Genomic DNA, 18,431 nt, shown 5'->3' with positions numbered 1-18,431 from the left:
GGGCGACTTCGGTCGCCCTTTCTTTTTGGCTATGTCCCAATTACGTGTTGCATGGGGCGCCCCAGCGCCTCATGCAAGCAATGTGGGACATCCACTTCCTGCCCATAACGTTCCAGCATCCTACGCCAGCCCAGATAATTCCTCAGATAGTGGGTCGCTACCCCATGAAACCGCTCCATCCACTCCTTCAACCGCCGGTGGTAACCATTCACATGCTGGATGTGATACGCCCCCACCACTCGCTCTCCCGCACGGTTGTGCACCACTTGGTGGGTCATGCCCTGCGACTTGCTGAAACTGGCATACACCCCAGCACCATCGCTGCAGAGCACCGCATCCGGCGCGACTAGCGGCTGCAGCACCGTCCTGACGGTCCTGGCATCCAGCCGCTCCAGCTGAAAGTCAGCCAGATGGCCAGCTCTGTCCTGCACCACCATCGCTGGGATGTAATCCGGCCCTGTGCCACGAGTGCGGCCTTTGCCACCACGGCGACGGGCCGGACGGGGCAATCCACGTTGTCCTTTTAACGACTCTAGGAAGAAGGTTTCATCGACCTCGACGATACCCTCTTCCCATACCGCCTGATGGCTCGCCATGGCCTTCAGGAAACGATGACGCCACAAGAAGGCGGTGTTTTTGCAGACCCCGCAGCGGAGGGCGGCATGTCGGACGGTAAGCCCTTCGATGAGTGCCTGGGCGTAGTCCTCCCAGCACTGGGCCTTGCGCAGTCTGGCCATGGGCGTCTTGGTGAGGGCGGAACTGGTGCGCTGACACTGTTTGCAGCGATAACGGCGCAGCCCTCGGCTCCAGCCCCAGGGGGCCAATTGCGCGGCCTCGGCCTGACAGTGGGGGCAACATCGGCAAGCAGGAAGTTGAGCGGCCAGCGAGGTGATGGGATGGGGGGCCGTGAGTTCATGCTGCGCGAGACGACGCTGGCGCAAGGTGAGCTGTGGGAAGAGAGACAGTAGATGCTGAAAGGCTTGGGTGTCCATGATGACGGCCCTCAGGGTGATGACCTACTTCAAGGTTAGCCTTTCAACACGTAATTGGGACAGCGCCTTTCTTTTTGGCCTCGGTTAGCCAGTGGAATGCAAACCATTTGACCCTGCCGATCCGTTATGACAGCCTCTGACACGTCAATAACAAAGCGTGGAAGCACACAATAATGACCGATCACTCCCAGGCCATGACGGCCAAATATCGCCAGGATTACCAGGCGCCGCTCTACTGGATCGACAGCATCGATCTCGACTTCCAGTTGCAGGAGCCCCTGACCCGTGTCACAGCCATCTCCCGTCTGCGTCGCAACGGTGAGCACAAGGCGCCGCTGGTGCTGGACGGCGAGGGACTCGTCCTGCGGAGCATCAGCGTGGATGGTATTCCGTTCACTCAGTACGAGCAGGGGGAGAGCAGTCTGACGCTGTTCAACCTGCCGGCCGAATGCGTGCTGACCCTAGTCACCGATCTGGATCCCGCCGCCAATACGGCGCTGGAGGGACTCTACAAGTCCGGCGACGCCTACTGCACCCAGTGCGAGGCCGAGGGTTTCCGCAGCATCACCTATTATCTGGACCGCCCCGACATACTGGCGCGTTACAGCACCCGCATCAGCGCCGACAAGGCCAAGTATCCCTTCCTGCTCTCCAATGGCAACAAGGTCGAGAGCGGCGATCTGGACGGGGGCCGTCACTTCGTGCAGTGGCAGGATCCCTTCCCCAAGCCCAGCTACCTGTTCGCCCTGGTGGCCGGTGACTTCGATGTGGAGCGCAGCAGCTACCGCACCAGGAGCGGCCGCGAGGTGGCGCTCGAGATCTTCGTCGACAAGGGCAACCTGGACAGAGCCGGTTTCGCCATGGAGAGCCTGATCAACTCCATGCGCTGGGACGAGCAGCGCTTCGGCCTCGAATACGATCTCGACATCTATATGATCGTCGCGGTGGACTTCTTCAACATGGGTGCCATGGAGAACAAGGGGCTGAACATCTTCAACTCCAAGTTCGTGCTGGCCAACCCGGCGACCGCCACCGACGCCGATTACCACGGCATCGAGCGGGTCATAGGCCACGAGTATTTCCACAACTGGACCGGCAACCGCGTCACCTGCCGCGACTGGTTCCAGCTCAGCCTGAAAGAGGGGCTGACGGTGTTCCGGGATCAGGAGTTCTCCTCCGATCTGGGCTCGCGCGGGGTCAATCGCATCAACAATGTGCGCACCGTGCGCGGCCCGCAGTTTGCCGAAGACGCCGGCCCCATGGCGCACCCCATCCGCCCGGATGTGGTGATCGAGATGAACAACTTCTATACCCTGACCGTCTACGAGAAGGGCTCTGAAGTGATCCGCATGCTGCACACCCTGCTGGGTGAGGATAATTTCCAGGCCGGCATGCGGCTCTATTTCGAGCGCCACGACGGCCAGGCAGTCACCTGCGATGACTTCGTGCAGGCGATGGAAGATGCCGGAGGCCGAGACCTCGGCCGCTTCCGTCGCTGGTACAGCCAGTCCGGCACCCCAGAGCTCACCGTGACGGACGAGTACGATGCCGCCACCGGTATCTACCGCCTGCACGTGCGCCAGCACACGCCGCCGACCCAGGATCAGCCGCAGAAGCTGCCGCTGCACATTCCCCTCGACATCGAGCTGTATGACGAAAACGGGGCCGTGATCCCGCTGCAGTATCAGGGCCAGGCCATCGGCCAGGTGCTCGATGTGCTGGAGGCGGAGCAGACCTTCGTCTTCGATCGGGTGCCGGTCAAGCCGGTCATCTCCCTGCTGCGGGACTTCTCCGCCCCGGTCAAGCTGCACTATGAGTACAGCGACGAGGCGCTGGCCTTCCTGATGCGCTTCGCGCGCAACGAGTTCGCCCGTTGGGACGCCGCCCAGATGCTGGTCAACAAGGCGGTGATCGCAGGGGTGGCCTGGGTGCAACAGGGCCTGGATGTAGAGCTCTCCGCGACCCTGCTGGCGGCCTTCGTCGCCATCCTGGACGAGGCGGAACTGGATCCGGCGCTCAAGGCCGAGATTTTGGCCCTGCCGGGGGAGGCGACCCTGGCCGAGCTGTTCGAGGTCGCCGACATCGATGCCATCCACCGGGTCCGTGATGCCATCCACCGCGCCCTGGCACAGGCGTTCGGTGCGAGACTGGCCGCCAACTACGAGGGACTGCGCCTGCAAGGCTATCGGGTGGTGCATGCCGATATGGCCAAGCGCGCCCTCAAAGGGGTGGTGCTGGGTTATCTGGCGGCGCTCGACAGTGAGGGCACCGATGCCCTGGTGCGCGAGCAATACGCCCAGGCCGACAACATGACCGACACCCTGATGGCGTTGCAGGTGGCCAATGGCCATCTGCTGCCGTGCCGCGCCGAACTGCTGGCCGATTTTGAGGGCAAGTGGGCCCAGGATAGTCTGGTGCTGGACAACTGGCTGCGCCTGGTCGGCAGCAAGCCGGCGAGCGATGTGCTGATCGAGGTGCGTCAGGCAATGGGCCATCCCACCTTCAGCATTCGCAACCCGAACCGGCTGCGTGCCCTGGTGGGCAGCTTCGCCATGAACAATCAGGTGCAGTTCCACGCCATCGACGGCAGCGGCTATCGCTTCCTGACCGATCTGCTGATCGAGCTCAACGAGGTCAACCCCCAGGTGGCCTCCCGCCTGATCACCCCGTTGATCCAGTTCAAGCGGCTGGACGAGGTGCGCAAGGGGCTGATCCGGGCCGAGCTGCTCCGACTGTTCAAGCTGGACGGGCTGGCGCGGGATCTGTTCGAGAAGGTGAGCAAGGCGCTGCAGCAGTAATCTCGCCTGGTTGAGCAGAGGGCAGGGGAGCCAGGCTCTCCTGCCCTCTCGTTCGGGTCGGGCAGACCCATTCATGACGTGCATATAGAGAGAGGAGGAACCAACAAGGTGAGGCAATATACCTTTCGACTGGCATTGAGCTGCGAGGAGATCCTGCTGATGTATCAGGGCCATGCCAGGCGGCTGGTGGTACGCACCGAGCAGGGGTTGACCATAGAGCTCGGGCTGGAAAAAATTCGGAGTTTTGTCGCAACCACTGGCGTATACGGCTACTTTCGGCTGAAAACCCAGGACGATCATCGCTTCATCAGCCTGGAACGCATAAATTAACAAAAACAGAACAGATTCCCGAGTAATTATCTGCTTTAAGTCACTATCTATCCGGTAGATTTGCCATAAGCCAGTGTGATTTTCTATTTTTTGCCGACTTGGCAAAATTTATCACAACCCAAGCCGTGATCTGCCCCTTGTTTTTAACATCCCATTATCACCATTGCTCGCCTTCCTTGATCCAAGACATTACACTTCGCAGCAACTCTGTACCGGTGGGTATCCAGCGTGGTTACCCATGTGTCGGTGATGTCGTCCGATAAGGAAACTAGCAATGGCATTGAAAGACGCCCCTACCTCAGTTCTGCTCGAAAACGTTCTCAGCCTGATCCATCAGAAGTTGCCCAAGAAGAGTGCCTCCCTGGTCGAGTGCTTCGTCGCCAAGTTCTACGGCAACATGGCCAGCACCGATCTGCACGATCGCAATGACAGCGATCTCTACGGGGCGGCGCTGAGCCTGTGGAATGCGCTCAACCAGCGCACCAGCACGGATCCCTATATCCGGGTCTACAACCCCGAGCTGACCCGCCACGGATGGCAGTCTCCCCACACCATCGTCGAGATCATCTTGCAGGACACTCCTTTCCTGGTGGATTCCATCCGCATGGCCCTCAAGCGTCTCAACATCACCGCTCACATGATGCTGCACCAGCCGCTGCACCTCATTCGTAGCAGCGAGGGCAAGATCAGCGCCATTCTTGAGCTCGACAACACCGCCGAGCAGACCTCGGTGGAGACCGCCTTCCTCATCGAGATCGACCATCTGACCTCTGACGAGCAGATGGAGGCCCTGGCCGCCGAACTGAAATCCGTGGCCGGCGAAGTGGCGCTGGCGGTGGGTGACTGGCAGCCGATGCTGGCCCGCCTGAACGAGATCATCGACGAACTGCCCAAGCGCAAGAACCCGGTCAGCCAGGCTGAGGTCGATTCCAGTGTCGCCTTCCTCAAGTGGGTGGCGGCCAATAATTTCACCCTGATGGGTTATCGCCGTTATGACGTGAAGGCGGTGGAAGGGGATCACGAGATCCTGCCGCTGTCGGATTCCAGCCTCGGCCTGATGAAGAACTCCGTCAAGGACGAGGGCCAGCGGCTGGGCAGCATGCCCGCCAGCGCCCGTCACGCGGCCCTGAGCTCGGATCTGCTGATCCTGACCAAGTCCAACAGCAAGGCCCGCGTGCACCGCCCGGCCTATGTGGACTACATCGGCATCAAGCGCTTCGATGAGCACGGCAAGGTGGTAGGGGAGGATCGCTTCATCGGTCTCTACGCCTCGTCCATCTACAACACCAGTGCCACCCAGATACCGCTCATCAGCCATCGTCTCGAGCGCATCATGGCCGCCTCCGGTCACGAGAAGGGCTCCCACGCCTACAAGGCGCTGCTGAACGTCTTGGAAACCTACCCGCGCGACGAGCTGATCCAGGCTCGTGAAGAGGAGCTGCTGGCCACCGGCCTCGGCGTGCTGGAGATGCAGGAGCGCGACATGTTGCGCCTGTTCGTGCGCCGCGATGTGTACGGCCGCTTCTTCTCCTGCATGGTCTATGTCACCAAGGAGCGCTACAACACGGCGCTGCGGGTCAAGACCCAGCAGATATTGCAGAAATATTTTGGCAGCAGCGACGAGGTGGAGTTCAACGTCTACTTCTCCGAAGGCGTGCTGGCCCGGACCCACTACATAGTGCGGGTCAACAATAACAACGTGGATGTGGATGTGAACGAAGTACAGAACAACCTGATTGAAGCCGCCCGCAGCTGGGATGACCGCCTGGATTCCGTGCTGCTCTCCCATTATGGCGAGGCCCTCGGCAACGGCCTGCGTCGCCGCTTCAGCACCGCCTTCCCCCGTGCCTACAAGGAAGATGTGCTGCCAGGCTCCGCCGTGGCCGACATCATAGCGCTGGACAGCCTGAGCGAGAGCAATCCGCTCGGCATGCTGTTCTACCGCGCTCAGGAAGAAGAGAACGATCGCCGGGTGCGCCTCAAGCTATTCCACCGCACCGAACCTATCCACCTCTCTGACGTCCTGCCCATGCTGGAAAACATGGGGCTGCGGATCATAGGGGAGACCCCGTACCAGGTGCGCACCCCGACCGGCGAGGTGTTCTGGATCCTCGACTTCTCCATGCTGCTGCGCGGCGATCAGCCGTTCGATCTGGCCCAGAGCCAGCAGCGCTTCCAGCAGGCCTTCGCCGGCGTCTGGAACAAGACCCTGGAAGATGATGGCTTCAACCGTCTGGTGCTGGGTGCCAGCCTCACCGGCCGTCAGGTCTCGGTGCTGCGGGCCTATGCCAAGTACATGCGCCAGACCGGTGTCTCCTTCAGCCAGTCCTACATCGAGGAGACGCTGACCCGTTATCCCGAGATTGCCCAGCTGTTGTTCACCCTGTTCGAGCAACGCCTCTGCCCGACCATCAAGCAAGATGCCAAGGCGCAGGAGAAACTGCACGAGCAGCTCGCCGCCAAGCTGGATCAGGTCGCGAACCTGGATGACGATCGCATCATCCGCCGCTACATGGAGATGATCGACGCCACCCTGCGCACCAACTTCTATCAGCGGGACGCGCAGGGCGAGATCAAGCCCTACATCTCCTTCAAGCTGGCGCCGTCCAGCATCACCGACATGCCGCTGCCGCTGCCAAAATTCGAGATCTTCGTCTACTCGCCGCGAGTGGAAGGGGTGCATCTGCGCTGGGGCAAGGTCGCCCGTGGCGGCCTGCGCTGGTCCGATCGCAAGGAAGACTTCCGCACCGAGGTGCTGGGTCTGGTCAAGGCGCAGCAGGTCAAGAACACCGTCATAGTGCCGGTCGGTGCCAAGGGCTGCTTCTACTGCAAGCAGATGCCGGTCGGCGCCCCCCGCGCCGTCCTTCAGGAAGAGGGCAAGGCCTGCTATCGCCTGTTCATCCGCGGCCTGCTCGATGTGACCGACAACATCATCCAGGGGGAGGTGATCCCGCCCAAAGACGTGGTTCGCCACGACGAGGATGACTACTACCTGGTGGTGGCGGCCGACAAGGGCACCGCGACCTTCTCCGACATCGCCAACGAGCTGAGCCACGAATATGGTCACTGGCTCGGCGATGCCTTCGCCTCCGGCGGCTCGGTCGGTTATGACCACAAGAAGATGGCCATCACAGCACGCGGCGCCTGGGAGTCGGTCAAGCGCCACTTCCGCGAGCTCGGCCTCAACTGCCAGACCAGCGACTTCACCTGTGTGGGGATAGGCGACATGGCGGGGGACGTGTTCGGCAACGGCATGCTGCTCTCCGAGCACACCCAGCTGGTGGGCGCCTTCAACCACATGCACATCTTCATCGACCCGACCCCCAACGCCGCCAAGAGCTTCGTCGAGCGTCAGCGCCTGTTCGATCTGCCGGGTTCAAGCTGGGATGACTACAATCGCGAACTGCTCTCCGAGGGCGGCGGCATCTTCCTGCGCTCGGCCAAGTCCATCAAACTGAGCCCGCAGACTCAGGCCCTGCTCGGCACCGACAAGACCAGCATGGCGCCGAACGAGCTGATCAAGGCGCTGCTCTGCCTGAACGTCGACCTGCTCTGGAACGGCGGCATCGGCACCTATGTGAAGAGCTCCCGCGAGAGCGATGCCGAGGTCGGCGATCGCAGCAACGACGTGCTGCGGGTCAACGGCCGTGATCTGCGTGCCCGCATCGTCGGCGAGGGCGGCAACCTCGGCTTCACCCAGCTCGGTCGGGTGGAGTACGCCAGCCAGGGCGGTCACATCAACACCGACTTCACCGACAACGTGGGCGGGGTGGATTGCTCCGACAACGAGGTCAACATCAAGATCCTGCTCAACCAGCTGGTGGCCGCAGGCGACATGACCCTCAAGCAACGCAACCAGATGCTGTACGAGATGACGGATGCGGTGGCGAAGATCGTCATCACCAACGCCTACCGTCAGTCCCAGTCCATCTCGGTCACTGCCTTCCGTGGCGCAGAGCAGCTCAAGGAGCAGCAACGCTTCATCCAGGGACTGGAGCGCGAAGGCAAGCTGGACAGGGCGCTGGAATTCCTGCCCTCCGATGAGGAGCTGTCCGAGCGGATGGCGGCAGGGCAGGGGCTGACCCGTCCCGAGCTCGCCGTGCTGGTGGCCTATGGCAAGATGGTGCTCAAAGAGCAGCTCAACTGCCCGGAAGTGATCGACGAGCCCTTCCTCGCCAACATGCTGGTGACCAGCTTCCCGGCCCAGCTGCAGCAGCAGTTCGGTGCCCAGCTTGCCCAGCACCCGCTGCGCGGCGAGATCATCGCGACTCGCGTCGCCAATATGCTGGTCAACGACATGGGGCTCAACTTCGCCAGCCGGATGAAGGACGAGACCGGTGCCTCGGTGGCCGAGGTGGCCTGCTGCTTCGCCATGGCCCGCGAGGTGTTTGGCCTCAATGCGCTCTGGCGTGACATCGAGGGTTGCGACAACCTGGTGGATGCCAATACCCAGCTCGAGCTGATGTTCTACAGCCGCCGCATCGTGCGCCGTGCCACCCGCTGGTTCCTGCGCGCCCGCAATCGCAGCTGGAGCATCAGCGAAAACATCGCCTTCTTCCGCCCGGCCTTCGAGACTTTGGCCCAGCACCTCTACGAGGTGATGGACGAGAGCGAAGTGGCCGAGCACCAGCAGGCGGTGGCCGCCCTGGTGGCCAAGCAGGTCCCCGAGCAGATTGCCCGTCAGGTGGCGCACATGAGCAGCCTGTTCTCCAGCCTGGATCTGGCGCAGATCGCCGCGGAGCACAAGACCGACATACTGCGTGCCGCCAACGTCTACTACCGCCTCGGTGCCAAGCTCGACCTGCACTGGTTCCTCGAGCAGATCAACCATCAACCCGTGGGCAACCACTGGCAGGCGATGGCGCGGGCCTCCTTCCGCGAAGATCTGGACTGGCAGCAACGCAGCCTCACTTCCGTGGTACTGGAAGGGTGCAAAGAGCAGGGCGAATGCGCTACCATACTGGCCGACTGGATTTCGGAGCATGAGCAACTCTTGTCCCGTTGGACCCACATGTTGGCCGACTTCAAGACCACCAGTACTCACGAGTTCGCCAAGTTCTCGGTGGCCTTGCGAGAGTTGAACCTGCTCCAGTTGAATTGCCGAACATCGATATAACGTTTATTGGCATCATCACACCAAAAGCCCCGGCCAGTTGCCGGGGCTTTTTTAAGGAGCAAACATGCTGTACCCCCTCGCAAGGCATTTCCTGTTCAAGCTCAATCCTGAACAGGCACACGATCTCTCCATCAAATATTTGCCCCGCCTTCTCGGTACGCCACTCGATTGTTTCTTCCGCCATGCATTGCCCACTCGCCCCGTCACCGTCATGGGGCTTAATTTTGCCAATCCGGTGGGACTGGCCGCTGGGCTGGATAAAGACGGGGAGTGTATCGATGCATTTGGCGCCATGGGGTTTGGCTTTATCGAAGTGGGGACAGTGACTCCCAAGCCCCAGAGCGGGAATGACAAGCCGCGTCTGTTCCGGGTTATTCCGGCGGAGGGGATCATCAACCGGATGGGATTTAACAACAAGGGTGTCGATCATCTGGTGGCCCGGGTCAAGGAGGCCAAATATCAGGGAGTGATCGGCATTAATATCGGCAAGAACAAGGATACCCCCATCGAGCAGGGCAAGGATGATTACCTGATCTGCATGGACAAGGTTTATGATCACGCCGGTTATATCGCCGTCAATATTTCCTCACCGAACACCCCGGGTCTGCGCCAATTGCAATACGGCGAGGCACTGGATGAGTTGCTGGCGGCGTTGAAGGTTCGACAGCAGGAGCTGGCGGCACAATATAAGAAATACGTGCCACTCGCCGTTAAAATTGCCCCTGACTTGAGCCTGGATGAAATTAATCAGGTGGCCGCCTCCTTGATCAAAAACGGGATCGATGGGGTCATCGCCACTAATACCACTCTGGATCGTGACATGATCTATGACCTGCCCCACGCCGGCGAGGCGGGTGGCCTGAGCGGGCGCCCCCTGCAACACAAGAGCACGGAAGTGATCCGCCAGCTGGCCAAGGCCCTCGATGGCGCGCTGCCTATTATCGGGGTAGGGGGCATCGACAGTGCCATGTCCGCCCGGGAGAAATTAGCCGCGGGTGCCAGTCTGGTCCAAATTTACAGCGGCTTTATTTATAAGGGCCCGAGTCTGGTGAAAGAGATCGTCACCCATATTTAAAAAATAGACGGTTGCCCTTATTTAAAGTTGCTCAAATTCTCGACATGGAATAAAGTCGAGTAACGGCTTAAGTAAGGGCAACTCCATGTGTATCCAACCCAATGACAATTGGCAGTGGCATTACGATGCTCAGGATGATCGTCTGATGCTGGATTTGTCCGATCGCATGATATTTGCCACCGAATATAAGGGACGACAACTCGTCCCCAGCTCCTTCACCACCCAGCCATTCTGTGTGGACGACGCCGCCCTCTATTATCAGCTGATGGACAAGGCTGCCGAACTCGATTGGAGTACACCCCATCAGGTTCAGCTGGTACTGAATGCCATCGCCGTCAGTCGTTTTTATAAACCCTTGATGCCGCAGAGCTGGTTCTTTAATGAACAGCAGACTCATTGCACGCTCGATGTTGGTTCTCTGGTGCGTATGGATACCTCCCATGGCAGGGGAGAATTCATGATCATCGAGGCAGGCGAACAGGCGAGCGTCTGTCTGAACCTGACCGAGGAATTAGTGTTGGCGACCAGCAAGATCCTGCCACGGTTCGGGGTGATCAAGGTGATGAATAATCGCATGCAGATCAGAACGACAACGGTGGCGCAGTATCGACAGGTCAGCTAATAGCGCGCCGCCATTAATCGTTTACTTTTTAACCTCTCCTTCCAATGATCGGCTCCGGTTATTTTCAATGATATCCATCTCCGCCTGGCGGCTCATCGAGCGAGATCGTCGCTGTCTCTATTTCCCTTTTTTTTAAAATGCCTCATTGCGACAGGGACTGAGTCAGCGGTAGCTGGCCTGCAACCGCAGGATGCTGACGGCCCCCCTCAAATAGACCCGGTATAGGCGAGACAACAGGTCGTCCTGGCGCTTGGCCATGGCGGACGGCCCTTTATATTCGCGGGATACCCAAGGTTCGGATGCCGAGTGCAGGCCGATAAGGTATAATGCGGCACTATTTTTATGGCATCCCCGTGAGCGTGATGAAAGAATTCTTTGCAACCTGCCCCAAGGGGCTGGAAAACCTGTTGGCCGACGAGCTGACCACCCTGGGCGCAGAGCAGGTCCGTGAGACCGTGGCCGGCGTGCATTTCAAAGGCGAGCTGGCGATGGGCTACAAGGCCTGTCTGTGGAGCCGCTTCGCCTCCCGCATCGTGCTGGTGCTGTCCGAGTTCCAGATGAACGACGATCTGGATCTCTATCTGGGCGCCCACACCATCCCCTGGGAAGAGCACTTCCCCGGCACCTCTACCATTGCGGTGGACTTTACCGGTACCAACCCCGCCATTCGCAACACCCAGTATGGCGCCTTGAAGATCAAGGATGCCATCGTCGATCGCTTCACCAAGCGCGGTCATGTGCGCCCGGACATCGACAAGAAGTCGCCGGACATTCGCATCATGGCACACCTTGGCAAGGGCAAGGCCAACATCACCCTGGACCTGTCCGGCCCGGCCCTGCACCAGCGTTTCTATCGCCAGGGCACCGGTGAGGCGCCGCTCAAGGAGAACCTGGCCTGCGCCATGATAGCCCGCAGCGGTTGGGCCGGTGAGCCCATGATGGACCCCATGTGTGGCTCCGGCACCCTGCTGATCGAAGCGGCCTTCATCGCCGCCGACATGGCACCGGCCCTGCGCCGCGAGCGCTTCGGTTTCGATCGCTGGCTGCAACACGATGCCGAGCTGTGGCAGAGCCTGATGATGGAAGCCCAGGTGCGTGCCAAGCGCGGCATGCAGCGCTGCGAGGTCAAGCTGTTTGGTTGTGACGCCGATCCCCGGGTGCTGATGAAGGCCCGTGACAACGCCAAGGCCGCCGGTGTCGCTCACCTCATCACCTTCAAGCAGGCCGATGTGAGCGCGCTGGAGAACCCGCTGCCCATGCCGGCCGGTGAGGATGAGGCTCGTCAGGTGGGGATGTTGATCTCCAACCCGCCCTATGGCGAGCGCCTGGGCGAATTCCCGGCCCTGCTGGAAGTGCACCAGGCGCTGGGCGATGCCCTGCGTCGCAGCTTCCAGGGCTGGCGCGTCTCCATTCTGTCTGCCTCGCCGGAGCTGCTGAGCTGCCTGCGCCTGAGGGCCGACAAGCAGTATCGCCTGTTCAACGGCGCGCTCGAGTGTCAGCTGCGCAACTACCAGATAGCGCTGGACTCCGTGGCTTCCCAGAAAGAGGTGGCCCAGGACTTCGCGAACCGTCTGCGCAAGAACCTCAAGACCCTGGAGAAGTGGGCGAGTAAAGAGGGCATCGACTGCTATCGCATCTACGATGCGGATCTGCCGGAATACAACGCCGCCATCGACCGCTATCAGGATTACCTGGTGGTGCAGGAGTATGCGGCGCCCAAGGACATCCCCGCCCAGAAGACCCGTCAGCGTCTGCTCGACATGGTGCAGGCCGCCATCAAGGTGACCGGCATGGACGGCGAGAAGGTGATCCTCAAGGTGCGCGAGCGCCAGGAAGGCAAGCAGCAGTATCAGAAGCTTGCCACCGAGCAACACCGGATGGAAGTGCAGGAGTACGGTGCCCGCCTCTGGGTCAACCTCTACGACTACCTGGATACCGGTCTGTTCCTGGATCATCGTCAGACTCGTCGCATGCTGGGTCAGATGGCCAAGGGGAAGCGTTTCCTGAATCTGTTCGCCTACACCGGCAGTGCCACAGTGCACGCGGCGCTGGGCGGGGCCAGCGAGACCACCACGGTGGACATGTCTTATACCTATCTGGATTGGGCGCAGGACAACATGCGTCTGAACTCCCAGGTGGGTCGCCAGCACAAGTTCGTGCAGGCCGACTGTCTGAAGTGGCTCTCCGAGGCCGATGATCAGTACGACCTCATCTTCATCGATCCGCCCACCTTCTCCAACTCCAAGCGGATGGACGAGAGCTTCGACGTGCAGCGCGATCACCTGTTGCTGTTGCAGCATTTGAAACGTCTGCTGGCGGCCGACGGCACCCTGGTGTTCTCCAATAACAAGCGTCACTTCAAGATGGACTTGGCTGGCCTCGAGGCCGCTGGCCTCAAGGCGCAGAACATCACCCAGAAGACCCGGCCGAAAGACTTCGAGCGTAACGTGCATATCCATAACTGCTGGATCATCACCCACGCCGACCAAGCGGCGGATGCCGGCTGATGCTGACCCTGTTTCACACCGACGGCTGTCACCTGTGCGAACAGGCCTGGGCGCTGGTGGAGGAAGCGGGATTGGCCGCGCGGACCCGCCAGTGCGACATCATGGAGGATGCCGACTGGTTGGCCGCTTACCGGGTGCGCATCCCGGTGCTGCGTGACGAGGCCGGCCGCGAGCTGGGCTGGCCCTTCACCTTGGCCGAGCTCAGGCTCTGGCTGGCGGTGTAGGCGAAACACTATTGTGTGCGTATGACATTGAGAGTGGGGCAGACCGGGTCTGGCCCGCTTTTTCATGAAGAATTAAGGAAATGACATGGCTTTATTAACATTGCACGGCGCCTGTCTGTCGTTCAGTGATTTCCCGCTGCTCGACCATGCCGAACTGGCGATCGAGCGTGGCGAGCGTCTCTGTCTGGTGGGACGCAACGGGGCGGGTAAGTCCACCCTGATGAAGGTCATCGCCGGCGAACTGCCGCTCGATGACGGCCGCATGGTGCAGCAGCAAGACTTGAAAGTGACCCGCCTCGAGCAGGATCCGCCCGCGTCGAGCGATCTGACGGTGTTTGACTACACCGCCGAAGGGCTGGCCGGGGTGGGTGAACTGCTCAAGCAGTATCACCATATCGCCATTGAGCTGGGCCACGATCCCTCCGACGCCAACATCCGCAAGATGAGCGAGCTGCAAGAGCAGCTCGATTACCAGAATGGCTGGCAGTTAGAGACCCGCATCAGCCAGGTGCTGACCCTGCTCAACCTCGATCCCGATGCGACCCTCGACAGCTTGTCCGGTGGCTGGCTGCGCAAAGTGGCGCTGGCCCGCGCCCTGGCCTGCGATCCGGATCTGCTGCTGCTCGATGAGCCGACCAACCACCTGGACATTGAAGCCATCAACTGGCTGGAAGAGTTCCTGAAAGATTTCCGTGGTGCCATCGTCTTCATCTCTCACGATCGGGAGTTCATCCACAAGCTGGCGACCCGGATCATCGACTTGGATCGCGGCGAGATCACCTCCTGGCCCGGCAACTACGATCAGTACCTGCTGGGTAAAGAGGAGTGGCTGCGGGTCGAGGAGCTGAAAAATGCCGAGTTCGATCGCAAGCTGGCCCAGGAAGAGGTATGGGTCCGCCAGGGCATCAAGGCACGCCGCACCCGTAACGAAGGCCGGGTGCGCGCCCTCGAGGCGATGCGGATGGAGCGTGGTCAGCGCCGTGAGCTGCAGGGCAAGGCCAAGCTGCAGATGGACGATGTGAATCGCTCCGGCAAGCTGGTGTTTGAGACCGAAGGGCTGGGGCTGGATTTTGGCGATCGTACCCTGTTCCAGGGACTGGATCTGCAGGTGCTGCGCGGCGACAAGATTGCGCTGGTGGGCCCCAACGGTTGCGGCAAGTCGACGCTGATCAAGCTGCTGCTCGGCCAACTCGAGCCCAGCCGTGGTGTGGTCAAGGGCGGTACCAAGCTGGAAGTGGCCTATTTTGACCAGTATCGCGATCAGCTCGATCCCGAGCAGACGGTGATGGAAAACGTGGGGGAGGGCAAGCAGGAAGTGATGGTGCGCGGCCGTTCCCGCCACATCCTCGGCTACCTGCAGGACTTCCTGTTCGAACCCAAACGGGCAAGGACCCCGGTCAAGGCCTTGTCAGGGGGTGAGAAAAACCGTTTACTGTTGGCCAAGTTGTTCCTCAAACCCAGTAACTTGTTGATTTTGGATGAACCAACCAACGATCTGGATGTCGAAACGCTGGAATTGCTGGAAGAGTTGCTGGCGGATTACCCCGGTACTCTGCTGCTGGTCAGCCACGATCGTCGCTTCATCGACAACACTGTCACCGGTTGCTGGCTGTTTGAAGGGGATGGCCGGATCAGCGATTATGTGGGTGGTTATGCCGACATGATGGCAACCCGTGCCCTGCAAGAGGCACAGCTGGCGGTCAAGACCGCGGCGCCGAAAGTGGCAGAGCCTGTCGCATTGGCGGTGGAGCCGGCGAAAAAAACACGTAAGCTCTCTTACAAGTTGCAGTTGGAGCTGGATAATCTGCCGGCCAGGCTGGAACAGTTGGAGACCGAACTTGATGCCCTGCAGGCGGAGGTAAACGACCCCAGTTTCTTCTCCCTGCCTGCCGAGCAAACCCAGCTTAAACTGGATGCATTGAATGCAGCAGAGGCTGCATTGGAACACGCCTTCTCCCGTTGGGAGGAGTTGGAAGCGTTGAAACATCAAGACTAAGGAAGTAGATGAAAAAGCAATTATCCATGCTGGCCATCCTGGTCGGCGCCAGCCTCAATGCACAGGCGGCACAGAGCCCCTTTTTCACCATTGTCGATGACGAAGTCAAGGGATATGCCAGCGGGATCAGTGCCGATGGTAGCGGACTCATCGGGATCAACACCAGAAACAACATGGCCGAGTACTTCTCGACCGTGCGGTCTGCCGACTTCCTGGTCGATCGTTTCCGGTTTGAGCAGGGCTGCTTCCTCTCAAGCTCCGTCTGCGACTCTTTCTGGGACGACAATCCGGGCTTTGCCTACCAGTGGCGCCGCGATTTCCTTGATGGCATCGATCAGCGCAGCGAAGTCGGTTATGTCGTCAGCACTGAGACCGACGGCCTGGTGACTGCTCTGGGTGATACACCGATAAATCGGGTTGGTTACAAGATGAACGGCAAGCTGCGCACCGCCTTTGCCATCGTCGATGACGGTACTCCGGTTGAGCTTAAGGATGCCGCCAGCACCCACGCGATAAGCGTCCCGACCAGCATCAAGAAGCTGGACAACGGTCAGTACCTGGTGACCGGGACCGCCGCCAGTGGCAAATATCGCCATAACGTAGGCGGTGACTTCTACAACTGGTGCTTCGCTGGCAATGACGATGAGTACGGCGATTTCCGTTACTGCCCGGGCCTCGATACCCAGGCCAGTTTCTGGCTACTCAATGGCTCGGGTGGCTTCAACAAGCTGATGCAGGCCCGCGACTATGGCCGTCAGCGCGACGAGGTGCTGCAGACTGCCTCTGCACTGGGTGCCGCCGAATTCAAGGGCACCCTGTATGGGGTGGGCTATAGCTCCACCGGTGAAGTGGGATCGGGTGATCTGGATGGCCGTAATCTGGCCAGCTACTGGACGCTGGATCTCAATGCCGGTAGCGTAGGCACGACTCAGGTCATTCCGCTGCCCGACGGTGAGCCGGGCAAGGATGATAGTGTGTTGCAGAATAGCTGGGCGGTGTCTGTCAACGAGAATGGTTATGTGATCGGTAACCAGCGTTACAGTATCAACAAGGGTCAGAACCGGCCGACCGAGATGTTCGTATTCAATCTGAATACGAAGGAAACCGCGTCCATCCCCCTGCAGGACAAACCGCTGAGCGGCTCCGGCTCCGAGGGCGCGGCCATCAACGATCACGACATGGTGGTCGGTTGGCGCGACTCCCGCCACCAGACCCAGCCTGTGGCCAACGGCACCAACCGCATGCAGGAAGGCTTCCTGCTCAATGCGGGCACTGGCAACAACTGGTACCTCAACGACCTGATCTGCGGTCTGGATGATGCCGGCACCAAGCTGTGTGCCCAGAATGGCAAGTATTACCATATTGCCTACGCCAGCGGCATCAGCACCGATGGCACCGTGGTGGCAACCGCCTATCGCTACAACAGCGAGAGCGATCTTAACCTGCGCACCAATGCCACCGTAGTGAGTGTGAAACTCACTCCGGCGGTGAAGGATTACCAGGGTAACGATCCAGCCAACTATGTGGTCAGCAATGCGCCGGTCAATAACCAGACCGGTCAGGATGGCGAAGACGGTGGTGGTGGCAGCCTGTTCTGGTTGACGCTGCTGGCCTTGCCTTTTGCCTGGCTGCGCCGCCACCCGCGATAAAAAGTGGGGTAATGAAAAATTAATGCAGTTCAGCACCTTGTGTCACAATGCCGGAATAGCATGACATTTTTTGTTTGACCCTGTTCCCCCCGTGGGGTAAAGATGAAAGCGACCGGTGAAAACTTGGTCGCTTTTTTGTTCCACGAAGAGGGTCGTAGATGATGAAGAGACAGAAACGGGACCGTCTGGAAAGAGCTCGCGCTCGTGGTTATCAGGCTGGCGTAGTCGGCAAACAGAAAGAAGCGTGTCCGTACCAATGCCTGGATGCCAGAGGGCACTGGCTTGGTGGTTGGCGCGACGCCATGGAGGGGCGAGGCTCAGGCCTCTTCATGAAGTAACCGAGACTTCATCACTCATCAAAAAAGGAAAGGGGCCGTGCTGGCCCCTTTACGTTTCCCCGAGAAGCTCCCTCTCGAGCAAGATCACTCTGGTCACCCATCCTGAAAAAGGAAAAGGGGCCATGTTCAGCCCCTTGACCTTATGCGCGCAGGTCACATATCAGAATGCGGTGGTGTCCTTGAACAGGCCCACTTTCAGGTCGGTCGCGCTGTAGATGGGGCGGCCATCCACTTCGACCACGCCATCGGCGATGCCCATGACCAGCTTGCGATTGATGACCCGCTTGAAGGTGATCTTGTAGGTGACCTTCTTGGCGGTCGGCAGGATCTGACCGGTAAACTTCACTTCACCCACGCCGAGGGCGCGGCCTTTGCCCGGACCACCCTTCCAGCCCAGGAAGAAGCCAACCAGCTGCCACATGGCATCCAGACCCAGACAGCCTGGCATGACGGGGTCACCCGGGAAATGACAGTCGAAGAACCAGAGGTCCGGGGTGATATCGAGTTCGGCGATGATCTCGCCCTTGCCATGTTCGCCACCGTTGTCGGTGATCCTGACGATACGATCCATCATCAACATGTTGGGGGCGGGCAGTTGGCTGTTACCTTCACCGAATAATTCGCCGCGGCTGCAAGCAAGCAGCTCGTCACGGGTAAAGGATTCTTTGCCTTGTTCACACAGGGAAAGGCGGGGCTGAATGGTGTCGTTATCTAGGGTCACGCTGTTTATCCTTCATATGAGTCAAAGCCGGGCCAATTTAGCGTACAGTTGTGCGCTAAACAA

12 protein-coding genes are annotated in these 18,431 nt (G+C 59.9%); 10 read left to right on the top strand and 2 right to left on the bottom strand.

Annotation, left to right across the window (positions count from 1 at the left end; genetic code table 11):
* Positions 1-29: 29 nt before the first annotated feature.
* Positions 30-992, bottom strand: a complete 963-nt coding sequence (locus tag AACW18_RS11745) for an IS1595 family transposase (protein WP_218388746.1) — start codon at positions 990-992, stop codon at positions 30-32.
* 173 nt (positions 993-1,165) lie between these two features.
* Here AACW18_RS11745 and pepN point away from each other — a divergent pair, with 173 nt between their 5' ends.
* From pepN to rmf, 10 genes are all read left to right on the top strand, one after another.
* Positions 1,166-3,790: an aminopeptidase N gene (gene pepN / locus AACW18_RS11740; RefSeq protein WP_218388745.1), complete on the top strand. Its 2,625-nt coding sequence runs from the start codon at positions 1,166-1,168 to the stop codon at positions 3,788-3,790.
* A gap of 108 nt (positions 3,791-3,898) precedes the next feature.
* Positions 3,899-4,120, top strand: a complete 222-nt coding sequence (locus AACW18_RS11735; RefSeq protein WP_218388744.1) for a DUF2835 family protein — start codon at positions 3,899-3,901, stop codon at positions 4,118-4,120.
* Positions 4,121-4,394: 274 nt separating this feature from the next.
* On the top strand, positions 4,395-9,236 hold the full coding sequence (locus tag AACW18_RS11730) for an NAD-glutamate dehydrogenase (RefSeq protein WP_218388743.1): 4,842 nt from the start codon (positions 4,395-4,397) through the stop codon (positions 9,234-9,236).
* Positions 9,237-9,300: 64 nt separating this feature from the next.
* Positions 9,301-10,311: a quinone-dependent dihydroorotate dehydrogenase gene (gene pyrD, locus AACW18_RS11725; RefSeq protein WP_218388742.1), complete on the top strand. Its 1,011-nt coding sequence runs from the start codon at positions 9,301-9,303 to the stop codon at positions 10,309-10,311.
* 85 nt (positions 10,312-10,396) lie between these two features.
* Positions 10,397-10,933 carry a cell division protein ZapC gene (locus AACW18_RS11720; protein ID WP_218329268.1) on the top strand — a complete coding sequence of 179 codons (537 nt, stop codon included), beginning with the start codon at positions 10,397-10,399 and terminating at the stop codon, positions 10,931-10,933.
* Positions 10,934-11,259: 326 nt separating this feature from the next.
* Entirely contained in the window at positions 11,260-13,440 is a 2,181-nt protein-coding gene (rlmKL, locus tag AACW18_RS11715) for a bifunctional 23S rRNA (guanine(2069)-N(7))-methyltransferase RlmK/23S rRNA (guanine(2445)-N(2))-methyltransferase RlmL (protein ID WP_218388741.1), read from the top strand.
* On the top strand, positions 13,440-13,664 hold the full coding sequence (locus AACW18_RS11710) for a glutaredoxin family protein (RefSeq protein ID WP_042653784.1): 225 nt from the start codon (positions 13,440-13,442) through the stop codon (positions 13,662-13,664). Before rlmKL ends, AACW18_RS11710 begins: the two co-directional genes overlap by 1 nt.
* An 85-nt stretch (positions 13,665-13,749) precedes the next feature.
* Positions 13,750-15,660, top strand: a complete 1,911-nt coding sequence (uup, locus tag AACW18_RS11705) for an ATP-binding cassette ATPase Uup (RefSeq protein WP_218388740.1) — start codon at positions 13,750-13,752, stop codon at positions 15,658-15,660.
* 8 nt (positions 15,661-15,668) lie between these two features.
* Positions 15,669-17,309 carry a DUF3466 family protein gene (locus AACW18_RS11700; RefSeq protein WP_218388739.1) on the top strand — a complete coding sequence of 547 codons (1,641 nt, stop codon included), beginning with the start codon at positions 15,669-15,671 and terminating at the stop codon, positions 17,307-17,309.
* Positions 17,310-17,467: 158 nt separating this feature from the next.
* Positions 17,468-17,647 carry a ribosome modulation factor gene (gene rmf / locus AACW18_RS11695; protein ID WP_005315693.1) on the top strand — a complete coding sequence of 60 codons (180 nt, stop codon included), beginning with the start codon at positions 17,468-17,470 and terminating at the stop codon, positions 17,645-17,647.
* Between the two features lie 160 nt (positions 17,648-17,807).
* Here rmf and fabA read toward each other — a convergent pair whose 3' ends face one another.
* The gene (gene fabA / locus AACW18_RS11690; protein ID WP_042653781.1) at positions 17,808-18,368 is read right to left on the bottom strand and encodes a 3-hydroxyacyl-[acyl-carrier-protein] dehydratase FabA; all 561 of its coding nucleotides are present in this window, start codon (positions 18,366-18,368) and stop codon (positions 17,808-17,810) included.
* Positions 18,369-18,431: the final 63 nt, after the last annotated feature.

The sequence above is a fragment of the Aeromonas sp. sia0103 genome, assembly GCF_963895295.1.
In the GTDB taxonomy this organism is placed as follows: Bacteria; Pseudomonadota; Gammaproteobacteria; order Enterobacterales; family Aeromonadaceae; genus Aeromonas; species Aeromonas encheleia.
Note: the sequence above shows the minus strand (reverse complement) of the source record. Positions and strands in the feature narration are given on the sequence as shown.

Coding starts and splice junctions, on each gene's coding strand:
- AACW18_RS11745 (WP_218388746.1), bottom strand. CDS start 992: ATGGACACCCAAGCCTTTCAGCATCTACTGTCTCTCTTCCCACAGCTC.
- pyrD (WP_218388742.1), top strand. CDS start 9,301: ATGCTGTACCCCCTCGCAAGGCATTTCCTGTTCAAGCTCAATCCTGAA.
- AACW18_RS11700 (WP_218388739.1), top strand. CDS start 15,669: ATGAAAAAGCAATTATCCATGCTGGCCATCCTGGTCGGCGCCAGCCTC.
- rmf (WP_005315693.1), top strand. CDS start 17,468: ATGATGAAGAGACAGAAACGGGACCGTCTGGAAAGAGCTCGCGCTCGT.
- AACW18_RS11730 (WP_218388743.1), top strand. CDS start 4,395: ATGGCATTGAAAGACGCCCCTACCTCAGTTCTGCTCGAAAACGTTCTC.
- rlmKL (WP_218388741.1), top strand. CDS start 11,260: ATGCGGCACTATTTTTATGGCATCCCCGTGAGCGTGATGAAAGAATTC.
- uup (WP_218388740.1), top strand. CDS start 13,750: ATGGCTTTATTAACATTGCACGGCGCCTGTCTGTCGTTCAGTGATTTC.
- pepN (WP_218388745.1), top strand. CDS start 1,166: ATGACCGATCACTCCCAGGCCATGACGGCCAAATATCGCCAGGATTAC.
- AACW18_RS11720 (WP_218329268.1), top strand. CDS start 10,397: ATGTGTATCCAACCCAATGACAATTGGCAGTGGCATTACGATGCTCAG.
- AACW18_RS11710 (WP_042653784.1), top strand. CDS start 13,440: ATGCTGACCCTGTTTCACACCGACGGCTGTCACCTGTGCGAACAGGCC.